The 16,179-nt window shown below is 70.1% G+C and carries 14 protein-coding genes; 7 read left to right on the forward strand and 7 right to left on the reverse strand.

Annotated elements, in window-relative coordinates:
* Positions 1-106 precede the first annotated feature (106 nt).
* On the reverse strand, positions 107-2,341 hold the full coding sequence (locus ACWY4P_RS15900; RefSeq protein ID WP_456211209.1) for an ATP-binding protein: 2,235 nt from the start codon (positions 2,339-2,341) through the stop codon (positions 107-109).
* A 262-nt stretch (positions 2,342-2,603) separates the two neighbouring features.
* Here ACWY4P_RS15900 and gabT point away from each other — a divergent pair, with 262 nt between their 5' ends.
* Positions 2,604-3,953, forward strand: coding sequence for a 4-aminobutyrate--2-oxoglutarate transaminase (gabT, locus tag ACWY4P_RS15905; protein ID WP_456211210.1), 1,350 nt, complete (start codon positions 2,604-2,606; stop codon positions 3,951-3,953).
* Between the two features lie 354 nt (positions 3,954-4,307).
* Entirely contained in the window at positions 4,308-4,958 is a 651-nt protein-coding gene (locus tag ACWY4P_RS15910; RefSeq protein ID WP_456211211.1) for a phosphatase PAP2 family protein, read from the forward strand.
* On the opposite strand, the gene ACWY4P_RS15915 is transcribed toward ACWY4P_RS15910, so the two are convergent.
* The 3 genes from ACWY4P_RS15915 to ACWY4P_RS15925 form a co-directional block, all read right to left on the reverse strand.
* The gene (locus ACWY4P_RS15915) at positions 4,935-5,651 is read right to left on the reverse strand and encodes a GNAT family N-acetyltransferase (protein WP_456211212.1); all 717 of its coding nucleotides are present in this window, start codon (positions 5,649-5,651) and stop codon (positions 4,935-4,937) included. The genes ACWY4P_RS15910 and ACWY4P_RS15915 overlap by 24 nt on opposite strands.
* Positions 5,652-5,664: 13 nt before the next feature.
* A complete protein-coding gene (locus tag ACWY4P_RS15920; RefSeq protein ID WP_456211213.1) occupies positions 5,665-7,890 on the reverse strand; it encodes a hypothetical protein in 2,226 nt (741 codons plus the stop codon).
* 170 nt (positions 7,891-8,060) lie between these two features.
* Positions 8,061-8,492: a DUF4190 domain-containing protein gene (locus tag ACWY4P_RS15925; protein WP_456211214.1), complete on the reverse strand. Its 432-nt coding sequence runs from the start codon at positions 8,490-8,492 to the stop codon at positions 8,061-8,063.
* Between the two features lie 116 nt (positions 8,493-8,608).
* On the opposite strand from ACWY4P_RS15925, the gene ACWY4P_RS15930 reads away from it, so the two are divergent.
* The gene (locus tag ACWY4P_RS15930) at positions 8,609-9,232 is read left to right on the forward strand and encodes an NADAR family protein (RefSeq protein WP_456211215.1); all 624 of its coding nucleotides are present in this window, start codon (positions 8,609-8,611) and stop codon (positions 9,230-9,232) included.
* Here the strand turns inward: ACWY4P_RS15930 and ACWY4P_RS15935 are convergent.
* A complete protein-coding gene (locus ACWY4P_RS15935) occupies positions 9,181-10,038 on the reverse strand; it encodes a DUF4190 domain-containing protein (protein WP_456211216.1) in 858 nt (285 codons plus the stop codon). The two genes, ACWY4P_RS15930 and ACWY4P_RS15935, sit on opposite strands and share 52 nt — an antisense overlap.
* A 129-nt stretch (positions 10,039-10,167) precedes the next feature.
* On the opposite strand from ACWY4P_RS15935, the gene ACWY4P_RS15940 reads away from it, so the two are divergent.
* A complete protein-coding gene (locus tag ACWY4P_RS15940) occupies positions 10,168-11,190 on the forward strand; it encodes an adenosine deaminase (RefSeq protein WP_456211217.1) in 1,023 nt (340 codons plus the stop codon).
* On the forward strand, positions 11,187-11,900 hold the full coding sequence (locus ACWY4P_RS15945) for a glycerophosphodiester phosphodiesterase (protein ID WP_456211218.1): 714 nt from the start codon (positions 11,187-11,189) through the stop codon (positions 11,898-11,900). Before ACWY4P_RS15940 ends, ACWY4P_RS15945 begins: the two co-directional genes overlap by 4 nt.
* Here the strand turns inward: ACWY4P_RS15945 and ACWY4P_RS15950 are convergent.
* Both ACWY4P_RS15950 and ACWY4P_RS15955 read right to left on the reverse strand, forming a co-directional pair.
* Positions 11,869-12,459: a Uma2 family endonuclease gene (locus ACWY4P_RS15950; protein WP_456211219.1), complete on the reverse strand. Its 591-nt coding sequence runs from the start codon at positions 12,457-12,459 to the stop codon at positions 11,869-11,871. The two genes, ACWY4P_RS15945 and ACWY4P_RS15950, sit on opposite strands and share 32 nt — an antisense overlap.
* Positions 12,460-12,565: 106 nt before the next feature.
* Complete coding sequence (locus tag ACWY4P_RS15955; RefSeq protein ID WP_456211220.1) at positions 12,566-14,017, reverse strand: gamma-aminobutyraldehyde dehydrogenase; 1,452 nt, start codon at positions 14,015-14,017, stop codon at positions 12,566-12,568.
* 179 nt (positions 14,018-14,196) lie between these two features.
* Here ACWY4P_RS15955 and ACWY4P_RS15960 point away from each other — a divergent pair, with 179 nt between their 5' ends.
* Complete coding sequence (locus ACWY4P_RS15960; RefSeq protein WP_456211221.1) at positions 14,197-14,676, forward strand: Lrp/AsnC family transcriptional regulator; 480 nt, start codon at positions 14,197-14,199, stop codon at positions 14,674-14,676.
* Entirely contained in the window at positions 14,655-16,094 is a 1,440-nt protein-coding gene (locus ACWY4P_RS15965; protein WP_456211222.1) for an aspartate aminotransferase family protein, read from the forward strand. Before ACWY4P_RS15960 ends, ACWY4P_RS15965 begins: the two co-directional genes overlap by 22 nt.
* Positions 16,095-16,179: the final 85 nt, after the last annotated feature.

Here is a 16,179-nt window from a genome sequence, read left to right on the forward strand (position 1 = left end):
CAATCGATTCTGCCTCAATGGACGAATCCGGGGAATCGAAGCACATCGATTTTCGGCTGCGCGCGGACGTCGGGCGACCGGGGACGGGGCCGAGCAATCGCGGACGTCAGCCGCGCAGATCCACCAGCACCGGCGGCCCGCTCTCGCCCCGGACGGAGGTCACCGACAGCACGGCGTGCCCCGCGGGAACCGCGTGCGCGAGCTCCGAGGCCGACCAGCGCTCGCGCTCGACCTTCCGCACGGTCACCGACTGGGTCGTCACGGCCTTGCCGGTGACCACCTTCCGGATGAAGTGCAACACCTTGGTGAAGGGCTCCTCGGCGATGATCTGGCGGTCGGTGACGTCCCGCGCCTCGACCCACTCCGTGCCCCACACCTCGGCAAACCGCGCCCCGTCCCAGGTCGTCACCCCGGCGTAGGCCATCCGGCAGCCGACCGCGCCGAGCAGCGCGCTGCGCAGCGCGTCGGGCACGTCGTCCAGGGTGCGCAGGGTCAGAACGACGCCCGCGTTGGCCGAGCGCAGCCGCTGGATACCGCGGAGCGCCTCGGGGGTGACGGTGTGCGAGGCGTCGTCGAGCACCAGACAGGCGAAGAGCGACCGGTCGGCGCGGCCCACGGCGCACTCGGTGAACTGCGCGAGGACCAGGCGGGCGAGCATCCGGGACGCCTCGACGTGGCCGCGCTCGGGCAGGTCGATCCGCACCCGCAACGGGTGCTCGAGGGCTCGCAGCGAGAAGGGGCGCCGGTCTCCGCTCGTGTTGAAGAACTCGGCGAACACCGGCCGGTCCAGCAGCGCGATCCGGTCGGCGAGCAGCGCCCCCACGTCGCCGGGCGCGGCGGCCTGCCGCACGCGTGCGTCCAGCTCACGCGCCTGCGCCGACTGCCCGGCGGCGTCCAGCGCCTCGCGGAGCGCACCGACCGCGACCTTCGAGCCGTCCAGCAGCTCGCGCAGCTCGGGCACGGACGGGAAACGGCCGTGGGCGGCGCGGTACGGACCGAGCAGCTGGGCGAGCGCGGTGGCCGCCCGGCGGCTGTCCCCGCCCGGCAGCGACGCGATCATGTCGCCGATCAGGGCCTCGGCGAGAACGCCCGCGGCCTCGTCGGGGTCGTTGGTGCCGCCGTAGAGGTCGAGGTCGTACGCGGAGTCGGGGCGGCCGATCTTCACCACGACGTCGAACGCCTCGTCGGCCCCGAGCCCCGACCCCGCCGCCCCCACGACCACCACGGCCACCTGCCGCGCGAGCGCCTGCAGACACAGCGCCTCCACCACCGGCCGCACCAGCCGCCCGGTCTTCCCCGCCCCCGCCGGCCCGACGGCCAGCAGGGAGGTGCCGAGCACGTCGGGGTCGAGGGCGAGCCCGACGCCGCGGTGCTGGTAGGGGTTGCGGAGGTCGTCGGCGGCGGTGCCGAGGCGGACCTGGCGGGCGACCAGGTCGTGCTCCGCCGTACGGGCGGGCAGATCGCGCGCGCCCGAGGGGTGCCCGTGTGCGGCGGCGCCGTGGCGCAGCACGGTGTCGGTGAAGGCGGCGAGCGAGTCCCGGCCGGCCCGCACGATCTGCCAGGCCCGCTGGATCCGCACGTGATCCACATCATTCATCCGCCCCGCCCGCGCCTCCTCAGCCAACCGATCCGCTGCACTGTGCGCCCCGGCGGCGCGCAGCTCGGGCCACTGGGCGGGGTCGGCCTGGGGGTTGGTCGGGGCGGGGGACGAGCCGGGGTCGTCCCATGCGCGGCGGAAGAGGGGGGCTGCGTATCGGAAGAGGGGGGCAACGTAGCGGCGCCAGACTTCACCCCAGTGGCCGACGGGGCTGAAAATCGCGGCGATGATCAGGAACCAAAGTCTCTGGTACCACCAGATGATCTCTTCGTTTATGTCGAGCCAATCTTGCGACTTGGCCAGGTCCAGCGGCAGTAGCCAGTAACCCCCCAGGTAGCCCCTTTTGTCGGTAAGGAGCGACCACAACAGCCAAGTGCACAGGAGAGCGATCAATGCGCCGGTGAGCAACCTGCGTGTTGGAATCCGATCCGGATCCTCCGGCCGCCGGGGCTTGTGCCCATACGTCCACACCCCCGGCGCCGCCTCAGGCCGCGGCGTACGGAGCCAGTCGGTCAGGGACGGCCGCTCGCCGGAGGGAGCCCCCGGCACGCTTTGCGGGCGCGGCGGCTCCGACGGCTGGGGCGGGGGCGGGGGTGCCTGGTGCGGATATGAGGGCGGTCCCGCGGCGGGCGGAGGGCCGGCGGGTGGGGCGGGGAACGGCGTGGGGAAAGGGGGTGGGGTGGTCGGGTGGGGGGGTGTGTTGCGGTGGGTGCCGCGTGAGTCGAACGTGCCCTCGGTGTCCATCTGCTGCCCCTTGCCCCCTGACCGGCTGTGCTCCGTGCTTCGCGTCACCGCGCTGACGCGCCGACGTCCAATCTAGTGTTCCCGGCCGAGGAGTTCAGCGACCCGGCTGTTCCCACGCCCCGCTCATCCCCTCCGCGCCATGTCCGCCGAGGACAACACAACACGCCCACTGCTCCCGAACGGAACATGCCACACCCGCCGCACCCCGCCTAGCCTGCGAGTAAAACCGCCGTTCTTCCCCCTGGACCCCCTGGAGCGCCCCATGACCGAACTGTCCGGAGGCCCCTCTCTCCCGCAGGAGCGTCGCGTCGTCACCGCGATCCCCGGCCCAAAGTCCCAGGAGCTGCTGGCGCGCAAGACCGCGGCGGTGGCCAATGGCGTGGGGACCGTTCTGCCGGTGTTCGTCGTGCGGGCGGGTGGCGGGGTGATCGAGGATGTGGACGGCAATTCCCTGATCGACTTCGGCTCGGGCATCGCCGTGACCTCCGTCGGCTCCAGCGCCGAGGCCGTGGTCCGCCGCGCCACCGCCCAGCTCGCCGACTTCACCCACACCTGCTTCATGGTCACCCCCTACGAGGGCTACGTACAGGTCTGCGAGGAACTCGCCGCCCTCACCCCCGGCGACCACCCCAAGAAGTCCGCCCTCTTCAACTCCGGCGCCGAAGCCGTCGAGAACGCCGTCAAGATCGCCCGCGCCTACACCAAGCGCCAGGCCGTCGTCGCCTTCGACCACGGTTACCACGGCCGCACCAACCTCACCATGGCGCTGACCGCGAAGAACATGCCGTACAAGCACGGCTTCGGCCCGTTCGCGCCCGAGATCTACCGCGTCCCGGTCGCCTACCCCTACCGCTGGCCCACCGGCCCCGACCACTGCGCCGACGAAGCCGCCGCCCAGGCCATCGACATGATCACCAAGCAGATCGGCCCCGACAACGTCGCCGCCATCATCATCGAACCCGTCCTCGGCGAAGGCGGCTTCATCGAACCCGCCCCCGGCTTCCTCCCCAAGATCGCCGCCTTCGCCAGGGACAACGGCATCGTCTTCGTCGCCGACGAGATCCAGTCCGGCTTCTGCCGCACCGGACAGTGGTTCGCCAGCGAACACGAAAACCTCGTCCCCGACCTCATCACCACCGCCAAAGGCATCGCCGGCGGCCTCCCCCTCGCCGCCGTCACCGGCCGCGCCGACATCATGGACGCCGCCCACACCGGCGGCCTCGGCGGCACCTACGGCGGCAACCCCGTCGCCTGCGCCGCCGCCCTCGGCGCCATCCAGACCATGCGCGACCTCGACCTCAACGCCAAAGCCCAGCGCATCGAACACCTCATGAAAACCCGCCTCACCGCACTCCAGAACAAACACGACATCATCGGCGACCTCCGCGGCCGCGGCGCCATGATCGCCATCGAGCTGGTGAAGTCCGGCACCAAGGATCCGAACCCGGAGGCGACGGCGGCGGTGGCCAAGGCCTGTCACGCCGCGGGCCTGCTGGTCCTGACCTGCGGTACGTACGGGAATGTGCTGCGCTTCCTGCCGCCCCTGGTCATCGGCGAGGAGCTGCTGAACGAGGGGCTGGACGTTCTCGAAGAGGCGTTCAGCCAGCTGTGACTGTGAGTGATCGATGGGCGGCGTGAAGAAGATGTGCGAGGGCGATGACAGCTGGGTGATCGGCCTGTCGGGCGCGGCTTCGCTGCCGTACGGTCGTGGCAGATGAGAGAAACACCCCGCTCGCAGGAGACTGCGAGCGACGCCGAGCCGGTGCTTCCCCAGCCCCGACCCGGCTGTGCCCTCGCGCACACCACTGGAGCCTCCGGCTCCGGATCTCCTCACCGATCGGATGGCCGCCCGCCCCAAACCCCCCGGGGCGCGCGGTACACCGGTCACCACGGCGGCCCCGGAACCACCCCCCCTGTTCCGGGGCCGCCGATCATTCTCACGCCGGTTCTCGCCCTGGTGGGCCTGGTGGCCCTGTTCGCGCTGTGCACCTGGCAGGTGGCCGCCCACGGCCCGCTCCGTTCGCTCGACGAGCGACTCGGGCGGGCGCTCACCGCGTCTTCGGGCCCCGGGCCCACGTTCCTTCCCTCCCCCGCCGCCGAGTTCTTCGCCGACCTCGGCAACATGACCGTGGCCCTGCCCGCACTCGCGGCCGTGCTCGGCTGGGTGGCGTGGCGGGGGCGGCGCGCGGGGGCGGCGCGCTGGTGGCTGCCTCCATTGGCCGCCGCCGCGGCGATGGCGGCGGTCCCGGCCCTCGTCGCCCCGGTCAAGGCCCTGCTCGACCGCCCCGGCCCGCCCGGTCCTCTCGCGGACGGCTCCGGCTTCTATCCCTCGGGCCATGCCGCCACCGCCGCGGTCGCCTACGGTGCGGCCGTCCTGCTGCTGTGCCCCTATCTGCGGCATCTGCCGGCGCGTCGCGCGCTGGTCGGGGCGCTGGGGCTGCTGAACCTCGCCGTGGGCGTGGGGCTCGTACGGCGCGGTTACCACTGGCCGCTGGACGTGGTCGGGAGCTGGTGTCTGTCCGGTTGCCTGCTGTGGGCACTGTGGTGGGGGCAGCGTGCGATGGCGTCCGGCGCGTCAACACGGACGGCCGAGTCAGCCGGGGGTGGACAGGGGTAGCCTCCGCACGTCCGTGAGGGGAAGCAGGGGAATACCTCCGGGCCGCTCCATGGCGTGCCACATCTGCCTGGCGGGCGGGTCGGTCGGGACCACGCCCTCGGTGTCGAGGAAATACCGCTCCACGAAATCCTGTATCGGACCGGGATGGACCTTGGCACCCGACCGCTCACCCAGGTCAGCGCTTCCCGACAGCATCACGAGGAGCATCCCGTAGACCCGGTCCATGCCGCTGCCCAGAGCCGGCTGGAAATACGGCACATCAAGGGCACGGCCACCGCACCGCGCGTAGAAACGCAGTCTCGCCACGGGATCGCCGTACACCTCATCGATCTCATGAGCCAGCGGATGTTCGAGTTCCGCGAGGGTCAGCCGGGGCCGAAGGCGACGTTGCCAACCACCGTTCACCTCCTCCACCAACATGCCGCCCAGTCCGCTGGAGCGGACCTCGGCACGGACGGCGAGGTACGCGAGCAGAAGTACCCCCGACTCGGGTGACCAGTCACCGACGGCGGCGGCCACCGGCTGAGAATCCGCGTTCACGATCGCGGTGACGAGCCTGAGGTCTTTCGCCAGCCCCGACCGCAGTTCGTCATACGGCTCGAGCTCGTTCGACGGGAAACACTCCAGCAGCAGATCCCGGTACACCTGCGTGAGCAGGAAGTCATCGCCATCGTGCACCTCGACCATACGCATCCCGGGCCGCACGCTACGAATCCCTTCTTCCGGCCGCTCGCCAGAACCAGCCGCCCACCAGAACCGCCAGAATCACGATCACCATGATGATCGCCAATGCACCAGAGGCCTGAACGTCATAGCCGGCCTGCAAAATCTGGCCGAGACCGGAGACACCCACGGCGGCGATGACGGCAAGCATGGTGTCAAGCTTGGCCCGCTGCCGCCGCTCGGTCCTGACTTCCTCACGGGATTCACGATCGGCACGCTGCTGCGACAGTTTTTCAATCGTCAGGCCAAGTTGCTCGTGCGCGACCTCCTCGATTTTCAGGACGATCTCCTTGACGCGCGCCTGATATCCGGACCGGTCGAGAAGCAATCCGAGCATGGCGGCGCACACGGGAGAGGAAACGAGTGAAGGTGAACGTATCAGGGCCATCGTTGAGCGGGCCTCGACGGCGAAATTATTGAGTCGCAACCGCTCCTCGTCCAGCTGGCTGGAGAGATCGCCGAGCGCGGCCTCCGGGAGATCGTCCACGGCCCCCGCCTCGGCCACCCGGCGCTGGAATTCCCTTGCCCGCGTGTAGTGGCTGGCCAACTCGTGAGACCACCCTGCGAACAGGCCGTCGAGGGAGGCCACGAACTCGGCGATGCTGCCGCGGGTTCTGGTGACCCATTCAGGCGTACCGGGAGCCACCAGGAGCACGGTGTTGCACGTCCGCACCGTCCAGTCCGTCGTCAGGCCCATCGCATCGACCACCGCGGGGTCATGGAACGGATAGCGGATCCACTCGGCCAGGGATCCCACGTCGGAGGCGACCGGACTGGTGAGGACCTGAGCTCCCACCGCTGAATTGAATTCTTCAACGGTGAGCACTTCACTTCTGTCGCCGTTCCCGGCCGGCCCCGATGCCTTCGAAGCCGCGTTCACCGAGACGACGACCTGAAACATTCCCGGTCTGGCGACGCTGCGGACCGGAATCCTCCCTGCGGAGTCCTGCAGCGCCACGCTCACATCGTCCACGAGCTGCATGGCGAAATCCGACAACCTGGGCCAGACCTGCCCGTCCGGCTCCGTGGCCTGAAATCCCACACGCACCACCCCGTGTTCCGGTGCGGCACGCATCAGCATCGCGTGGGTGTCCATGGGCGACGACTCAACGAGTTCCGCCTGGAATCTCACATAGTGATTTCCAAGGCGAGAGAACCGGATCTGCGCGGTGGCCGCTCCGAGCCGGACTCCGTCGATACCGCATATGTCGACATCGGGCAGTTCGAGAAAGGTGCCGTCATAGCCCCTTCCCAAAGGATCCGAACCGTCCCAGATGTCATCGAGGTCGAGTGCGTCATGCACGTCGACCGGCGTGACTCCGGCCAGCCGCCACCCGGCGGCCTCGCCGCCCGCCGCCACCACCTGCTCGGGAGTGAGTCCGCGGACGGCGAAGGGATACATGAACACCACGCTTCCATGGTCGATGCGCAACCATTCGGTGTTCTTGTTCTGGTTGAGTGCGAGGAGGCTGGCCCGATGGGCCCTCAACTCGCTGCGCAAGCGATGGCTGACCATCGCCCTCTCCGCTTCCGCGACAGCGGAGATCGCGTCGTCGAGCGACGCGCCCGTGTTCAAGAACGCCACAATCGCACGCGCGGCGCGGGCGACCGCTTCATGCAGGAGGCAGTACCGTCCGGCCACCTCCACGAGCCATGAGCTCAGTTCGGGGAGGCCGATGGCTGCCCGCAGGGCCAGATCCGCCGCTTCACGCCCCTTTTCCACTGCCAATTCGGCAGCGTCGGCACAGCCGGCCAGGCGCCCGCACATCAAGGCGTTTTCCGTCAGAATTTGCGCGTCCAGGCTCTCCATCAGCGCCAGAACCGCCCCCGCGGCTGCCTGGTCCCCCTCCGCAAGCCCCGGCAGCTGATCGCGTAACGCGTCCTGCGCGCCGCGCAAGGTGTCCCATAACGGGCGGTAGTGATAGGAGACTTCCCATGCCTCCTCGACTTCCAGGAGGATGTACACCAGCAACAGGGCCGGGCCGCCGGCGACTCGCGCCGCCTGCGGCAATTGGACGGACACTTCCTGCGCCGCGTCGACTCTTCTGCCCGGAGGTCTGCGGCTGGTGGGCACGCCGTCTCTCGGAGCCTCCGCGTCCCAGCGGGGCAACGCTCTCAGCATGCCGGTCCTGACGTCTTGCTGGGAGAGCCAGTCCCGCAAGGGCTCGGTACGTCCAGCCGTCAACGCCGCAAAGAGATCCGGATGCACCCGGTCACCTTACAAGCGCCGGGTCAAATCCCGCGCCGCCTCCCGCTGTTCTCGTCGACAGCTGTATGCGACGCCGTCGGCACACCGCCCCGTCACCGCGCGTCGCCGAGCGGCGGCTTCGGTCATCGGGGCGGCGCCGACGTCACCCGTTCCGGTTCCGTTGGACCGGGCTAGAAGATGGAGTCGAGTGCGGCGTCGAGCGCCATCAGGTAGATCATCGGGACGACCATGCCGATGATTCCGCAGACCAGGCCCGCGGTGGCCGAGCCGCCGTTGTTGGCCTCGCCGCGGCTCACCTTGCCCTTGCCGATCGCGCCGAAGATGATCGCGAGGATGCCCAGGATGATGGCCAGGACCCACAGGAAGTAGGTGATCCCGCACACCAGGCCGATGATGCCGCACACCAGCGCGGCGGTCCCCAGGCCGTTGCTCTGCTGCATGGGCATCCCGGTGGCCCCCGGGTAGACGGGGGGTGCGGCGGGGTAGCCGGGGGGTGCGGCGGGGTAGCCGGCGCCGGGGTACTGCGGGGGCTGGCCGGGCGGTTGGGGCGTGCCGTACTGGTTCGGGTCGTACGGGCCGGGCTGTGGGTTGGTAGCGGACATGGATTGTCTCCCCTCCTGATGAAGTGCCGTGCAATGTTATGGGCTGACCGATCTTCGGGCCCAGCCGTGGTGCCGGCTCACTTCGCGCTGTCAGTGGCGAATGCGAAAATCTGAGCATGGAGACGAACGGGGAGACTGTTTCGGTTTCGGCGGACGGCGGGCCGCGTTCGGTGGCGGAGCTGACCGAGTGGGCGGCGAGCGGCGAGCGCTTCAAGTACCTATGGTTCTGGGGCCACCGCCCGCCGCGCGGCGGGGGCGTGGGCCCAGGGTGCTTCAGCCAGTGGTGGCCCTCGGAGTTCGTCGTCGACGACGTCCGGTACGCGACGGCCGAGCACTGGATGATGGCGGGCAAGGCCCGGCTGTTCGGCGACGCGGACGCCGAGCGGCGGGCGCTGGAGGCGGCCCACCCCAAGCAGGCCAAGGACGCGGGCCGTTCGGTGCGCGGCTTCGACCAGGCGGAGTGGGAGCGGCACCGCTTCGAGCTGGTGGTCCAGGGCAGCGTCCACAAGTTCGGCGCGGATCCGCTGCTGCGCGACTATCTGCTGGGGACCGGGTCGCGGGTGTTGGTGGAGGCCAGTCCGGTGGACCGCATATGGGGCATCGGCCTGGCGGCGGACGACGAGCGGGCCCAGGTCCCGGCCCGCTGGCGCGGGCTGAATCTGCTGGGCTTCGCGCTGATGGAGGCCCGTCAGCGGCTGTCGTCCGGGGAGTGCGCGACGACGGCGGCGACGCTGGTGTAGCCGGGTCCGTGGGCGTACGGGTCGTACGGGTCGTCGTCGTTCTCCTCCGCGATATAGACGAAGATCATCACGACGCTCGCGACCACGGCGATCACCCCGAGGATGAGTCCGGCCAGGGCCTGTCCGCCGTTGTCGGCCTCGCCGCGCTCGGCCTTGGAGCGGCCGAGCACCCCGAAGATGATCGCGAGCACGCCGAGGATGACGCCGAAGACGACGCTGAAGAAGAGGACGGTGCCGACGATGCCCAGCACCAGGGCGGCGGTGCCGTTGCCGTTGTCCGGGGCGAACGCGCTGGGCCCGAAGGCCGGGCCCGGGTAGCCATAGCCCGGATACCCGGGATAGGCGGGCTGCGCTCCGTACGGGGGCTGGCCGTACCCGGACTGGCCGTACCCGGTCTGACCATAGCCGGGCTGACCGTAGCCGGTGGGTGCGTACGGCCCCACCCCGTACGGCCCGGGCGGGGGCTGATAGGCGCTCGGCGTGCCGGGGCCGGTCGGCGCCGGAGGCGGCGGGGGCACTGCGCCCGGCCCCATCAGCGAGCCAGGCCCGGGCACAGGGGGCGGCGGCGGGACGAAGGGCGCGCCCGGTATGGGCGGAGCGCCCATCGCCGGGGCGGCCGCCGGAGGGACAGCCGGCGGAGGAGCGGTCGGCGGCTCGGCCGCCGCGGGCCTCGCGGCCGGCTTGTCCAGCGGCACCCGCTGCTCCGGCGGGGCCCACGGATCGCTCTCGCGCGGCTCGGGCCGCTTCGGCTGGTCGGACTGCTCCGGCTGGTCGGCCATGCTCTCCCCCAGGTGATGTCCGCCCATGCTAAGGCCTGTACCCAACCCCTACTGACGGTCCGTGCCCGGCCCCGTCACAGCCCGTGCCGGCTCCTGCCCCACCCCCGATTACGATGACCGGAGCCCGTCGCAGCCGGCCGCCTCCCGGAGGATCCGTTGACCGATCTCACCACCTTCATCGCCGGCCTCCCCAAGGCGGAGCTGCATGTGCACCATGTCGGCTCGGCGTCCCCGCGCATCGTGGCCGAGCTCGCCGCCCGCCACCCCGACTCCAAGGTCCCCACCGACCCCGAGGCCCTCGCCGACTACTTCGTCTTCCGCGACTTCGCGCACTTCATCGAGGTCTACCTGTCCGTCGTCGACCTGGTCCGCGACGCCGACGACGTGCGGCTGCTCACCTACGAGATAGCCCGCGACATGGCCCGGCAGAACATCCGCTACGCCGAGCTGACCGTCACCCCGTACAGCTCCACGCGGCGCGGCATCCCCGATGTCGCCTTCGTCGAGGCGATCGAGGACGCCCGCAAGGCGGCCGAGGCCGAGCTGGGCACCGTGCTGCGCTGGTGCTTCGACATCCCCGGCGAGGCGGGTCTGGAGGCCGCCGAGGAGACCGCCCGCATCGCCTGTGACCTGGGCCCGGCGGGCCTGGTGAGCTTCGGTCTGGGCGGACCTGAGATCGGCGTGCCGCGCCCCCAGTTCAAGCCGTACTTCGACCGCGCCGTCGCGGCCGGGCTGCACAGCGTCCCGCACGCGGGCGAGACCACCGGCCCCGAGACCATCTGGGACGCGCTCACCGAGCTGCGCGCGGAGCGCATCGGCCACGGCACCAGCGCCACCCGCGACCCGAAGCTGCTCGCGCACCTCGCCGAGCACCGGATCCCGCTCGAGGTCTGCCCCACCTCCAACATCGCCACCCGCGCGGTCGCCACGCTGGACGAGCACCCGCTGAGGGAGATGGTCGAGGCCGGGGTGCTGGTGACCGTCAACAGCGACGACCCGCCGATGTTCGGCACGGACCTCAACACCGAGTACGCGGTGGCGGCCCGGCTGCTGGACCTGGACGCGGCGGGCGTCGCGGCCCTCGCGAAGAACGCGGTCGAGGCGTCCTTCCTGGATCCGGCGGGCAAGGCGCGGCTGGCGGCCGAGATCGACGCCTACTCGGCGGCCGCGGGCCGATGACCGCGCCGGCCATGGCGTGCACGGCGGTCGCCCACCGTGGCGACCCGTATGTGTGCCGCGAGAACACCCTGGCCTCGGTCCGTTCCGCGGTACTCGCGGGGGCCGGTGCCGTGGAGATCGATGTGCGGCTGACGGAGGACGGCGTCCCGATGCTGCTGCACGACGCGACCCTCAAGCGACTGTGGGGACACGACCGGCCCATCGCCGCGCTGACCGCCAACGAGGTGCGGCGGCTGACCGGCGGCGGTGTGCCCTTTCTGCGGGACGCCCTCGCCGCGACCGACTCGACCCGCATGATGATCGACCTCCCCGACGCCTCGGCCGCGCACTGCGCCGTCACCGAGGTCCATGAGTCCGGGGCGGCCGACCGCGCCTACTACAGCGGCGGTCCGGCGGCCATGTACGCCGTGCGCGGCGAGGACCCGGACGCCGAGATCGCCCTGACCTGGACCACGCTCACCCCGCCCCGCCCGACGCTGCTCGCCGACCTGCGCCCCCGCTGGCTCAACTACCGCTTCGGGCTGGTCTCCCCCGAGCTGGTCGCCCGCAACCACGCCGACGGTCTGCTGGTCTCCGCCTGGACCGCCGACACCCGGCGGTCGATGGCGCGGCTGCTGCGCGCCGGGGTCGACTCGATCACGACCAACCGGATCGGCGCGCTGTGCGCGCTGCTGGGGGTCAGTCGCGGGGGAATTTATCGGTCGAGATGACGAGGTCGACGACCGTACCGGTGAGGTCGATCGGTTCGCCGAAGTCGACGGTGCGCTGGCTGCGGTACTCGTCGCCCTTCGGCTCTGTGAAGACGTGACACTGCCGCTGGTAGGGATCAGCGATCAGGTAGACCGGGACGCCCGCCGTGGCATAGGTATCCCGCTTTGGACCGTAGTCGTTCCTGCCCGTCCCCCGGGAGACAACCTCCAGCACGAACTCGACGTCGCGATACGAGAAGTTCCCCTTCTCATCCGGCACCGCTCCCTCGGCAATTTTCGCCAAGTCGGGGCAGAAGCTGTTGAGGTAGCCGGGGAAGTCGATCCGCACATCCGAGGTGATCCGCGCGTCTTCGCCGAAGCGGTTCTCCAGCTGGCGCAGCACCCTGCGAATGATGTCCCAGTGCGTCGTACGCTGCGGCGTCATGCAGATGGCCCCCTCGACGATCTCAACCCTGTAGCCCTCGGGGGCAGGCATCCGCTCCAAGAGCTCGAACATCTCGTCCAAGCTCGGCTCGCTGCTCTCGGCCATCTCGATCCGTTCAATCAACTCGACGGTCATCGTGCCGCTTCTCCCCTGTCGCGCGTATGTACGCGCAGCCGCACAGTTCAACGATACGGACGGCCCCGGCCCACGGGGGGGGTAAGCCCCGGGGCCGTCCGCGGCGTCAGCCCAGCGAGGTCATCACATGCTTGATCCGCGTGTAGTCCTCGAAGCCGTACGCCGACAGGTCCTTGCCGTAGCCGGACTTCTTGAAGCCGCCGTGCGGCATCTCGGCGACCAGCGGGATGTGGGTGTTGATCCAGACGCAGCCGAAGTCCAGCACCTTGGACATCCGCATCGCGCGCGCGTGGTCCTTGGTCCACACCGACGACGCCAGCGCGTACTCCACGCCGTTGGCGTAGGAGACCGCCTGGGTCTCGTCCGTGAAGGACTGGACGGTGATGACCGGGCCGAAGACCTCCTTCTGGATGATCTCGTCCTCCTGCTTGAGCCCCGAGACGACGGTGGGGGCGTAGAAGAAGCCCTTCTCGCCGACGCGGTGGCCGCCCGCCTCGACCTTGGCGTGCGCGGGCAGCCGCTCGATGAAGCCGCTGACCTGCGCCAGCTGGTTGGCGTTGTTGAGCGGGCCGTAGAGCACGTCCTCGTCGTCGGGGGCGCCGGTCCTGGTGTCGGCGGCGGCCTTGGCCAGGGCGGTCACGAACTCGTCGTGGATCGACTCGTGGACCAGCACGCGGGTGGCCGCCGTACAGTCCTGGCCGGCGTTGAAGAAGCCCGCGACCGAGATGTCCTCGACGGCCTTGGCGATGTCGGTGTCCTCGAAGACCACGACCGGCGCCTTGCCGCCGAGCTCCAGGTGGACCCGCTTGATGTCCTTCGACGCGCTCTCGGCGACCTGCATGCCCGCCCGGACCGAGCCGGTGATGGAGGCCATGGCGGGCACGGAGTGCTCGACCATCAGCCGGCCGGTCTCGCGGTCCCCGCAGATGACGTTGAAGACGCCCCGGGGGTGGCCCAGCTCCGTCAGCACCTCGCCGATGATCTCGGCGATCAGCACGGTGGAGGCGGGGGTGGTGTCGGAGGGCTTGAGGACGACGGTGTTGCCCGCCGCCAGCGCCGGGGCGAACTTCCACACGGCCATCATCATCGGGTAGTTCCACGGCGCGACCTGCGCGCACACCCCGATCGGCTCACGCCGGACGATCGAGGTCAGCCCGTCCATGTACTCACCGGCCGAGCGCCCCTCCAGCATCCGGGCCGCGCCCGCGAAGAAGCGGATCTGGTCGATCATGGGCGGGATCTCCTCGCTCGCCGTGAGGGCGAGCGGCTTGCCGGTGTTCTCGGACTCGGTCGCGACCAGTTCCTCGGCCCGCGCCTCGAAAGCGTCGGCGATCTTGAGCAGCGCCTTCTGGCGCTCGCCCGGGACCAGGTCGCGCCAGGCCGGGAAGGCGGCCGCGGCGGCCGCCATGGCGGCGTCCACGTCGGCCGGGCCGGAGAGCGGCGCCGTGGCGTAGGCCTCGCCCGTGGCGGGGTTGACCACCTCCGTGGTCCGCCCGTCCGTGGCGTCCCGGAACTCCCCGTCGATGTAGTTGCGCAAACGACGCAGCTCGGTGGTCACGTGCCACCCCTCCTTGTCAGGTGTCCGATGGGTGAGACACCCACAGTAGTCGCCAGGACGACGCTTTCGACATACCCACCACACCATGACTACGGAATCAGCAGCATCCGGGCCTTGGAGCGACGGTTTTCGTCGATCGAAGCTTGCGGGACGGCTGAGCCTCGTGCACAGTGAGGCCCGTGGCCACAACCGACAAGAACGGCACGCCGTCGATCGACTCCGTATCACTGGCGATCATCGAGCAGCTCCAGGAGGACGGCCGCCGCCCGTACGCCGCGATCGGCAAGGCCGTGGGCCTGTCCGAGGCGGCCGTGCGGCAGCGCGTGCAGAAGCTGCTCGACCAGGGCGTCATGCAGATCGTCGCCGTCACCGACCCGCTCACCGTGGGATTCCGGCGGCAGGCGATGATCGGCGTCAATGTCGAGGGCGACCTCGACCCGGTCGCCGACGCGCTGACCGCCATGGACGAGGTCGAGTACGTGGTCGTCACCGCGGGCTCCTTCGACCTCCTCATCGAGATCGTCTGCGAGGACGACGACCACCTCCTCGAGGTGATCAACAAGCGGATCCGCACACTTCCCGGTGTGCGCTCCACCGAGAGCTTCGTCTACCTGAGGCTGAGGAAGCAGACCTATACGTGGGGAACGAGACAGCCATGAGCGCCGACCTCTCCGCCGCGGCGGACGACAGCAGGGCGGACAACACCACGGCGTACGACAGCAGGGCGTACGACAGCAGGGCGTACGACCATCTGTGGATGCACTTCACCCGCATGTCGTCGTACGAGAACGCCCCCGTACCCACCATTGTGCGCGGTGAGGGCGCCTACATCTACGACGACCGGGGCAAGCGCTACATCGACGGCCTCGCCGGACTCTTCGTCGTCAACGCGGGCCACGGGCGCGTCGAGCTCGCCGAGACCGCGTACCGGCAGGCCCAGGAGCTCGCCTACTTCCCGGTGTGGAGCTACGCCCACCCCAAGGCCGTCGAACTCGCCGAGCGGCTCGCGGGCTACGCCCCCGGCGACCTCAACAAGGTCTTCTTCACCACCGGCGGCGGCGAGGCGGTCGAGACCGCGTGGAAGCTGGCCAAGCAGTACTTCAAGCTCGTCGGCAAGCCCGCCAAGCACAAGGTCGTGTCCCGCGCGGTCGCCTACCACGGCACCCCGCAGGGCGCCCTGTCGATCACCGGACTGCCAGACCTGAAGGCCCCGTTCGAGCCGCTGGTGCCCGGCGCGTACAAGGTGCCCAACACCAACCTCTACCGCGCGCCCGTCCACGGCGACGACCCCGAGGCCTTCGGCCGCTGGTGCGCCGACCAGATCGAGCAGCAGATCCTCTTCGAGGGCCCGGACACGGTGGCCGCGGTCTTCCTGGAGCCCGTACAGAACGCGGGCGGCTGCTTCCCGCCGCCGCCCGGCTACTTCCAGCGGGTGCGCGAGATCTGCGACCGCCATGACGTGCTGCTCGTCTCGGACGAGGTGATCTGCGCCTTCGGGCGGCTGGGCACGATGTTCGGGTGCGACAAGTTCGGCTACGTCCCGGACATGATCACCTGCGCCAAGGGCATGACCTCGGGCTACTCCCCCATCGGCGCCTGCCTCGTCTCCGACCGGCTCGCCGAGCCCTTCTACCGCGGCGCCAACACCTTCCTGCACGGCTACACCTTCGGCGGCCACCCGGTCTCGGCGGCCGTGGCCCTGGCCAACCTCGACATCTTCGAGCGCGAGCGCCTCAACCAGCACGTCCTGGACACCGAGGGCGCCTTCCTCGCCACCCTGCGCAGGCTGCACGACCTGCCGATCGTCGGCGACATCCGCGGAAACGGCTTCTTCTACGGCATCGAGCTGGTGAAGGACAAGGCCACCAAGGAGACCTTCGACGCGGAGGAGACCGAGCGCGTCCTCTATGGCTTCCTTTCCAAAGCCCTGTACGACAACGGGCTGTACTGCCGCGCCGACGACCGCGGCGACCCGGTCGTCCAGCTCGCGCCCCCGCTCATCGCCGACCAGGCGCTCTTCGACGAGATCGAGCAGGTGCTGCGGGCGGTCCTGACCGAGGCGTGGACCAAGCTCTAGCTCCCTCGGCGCCGGTCGGATGGGGGCTGATCGGAGGAACTGGCAGCGTGCCCGCGCCGAGCCTGGGCGCGGGCACGGGGCGGAG

Source organism: Streptomyces sp. LZ34, from assembly GCF_053890475.1.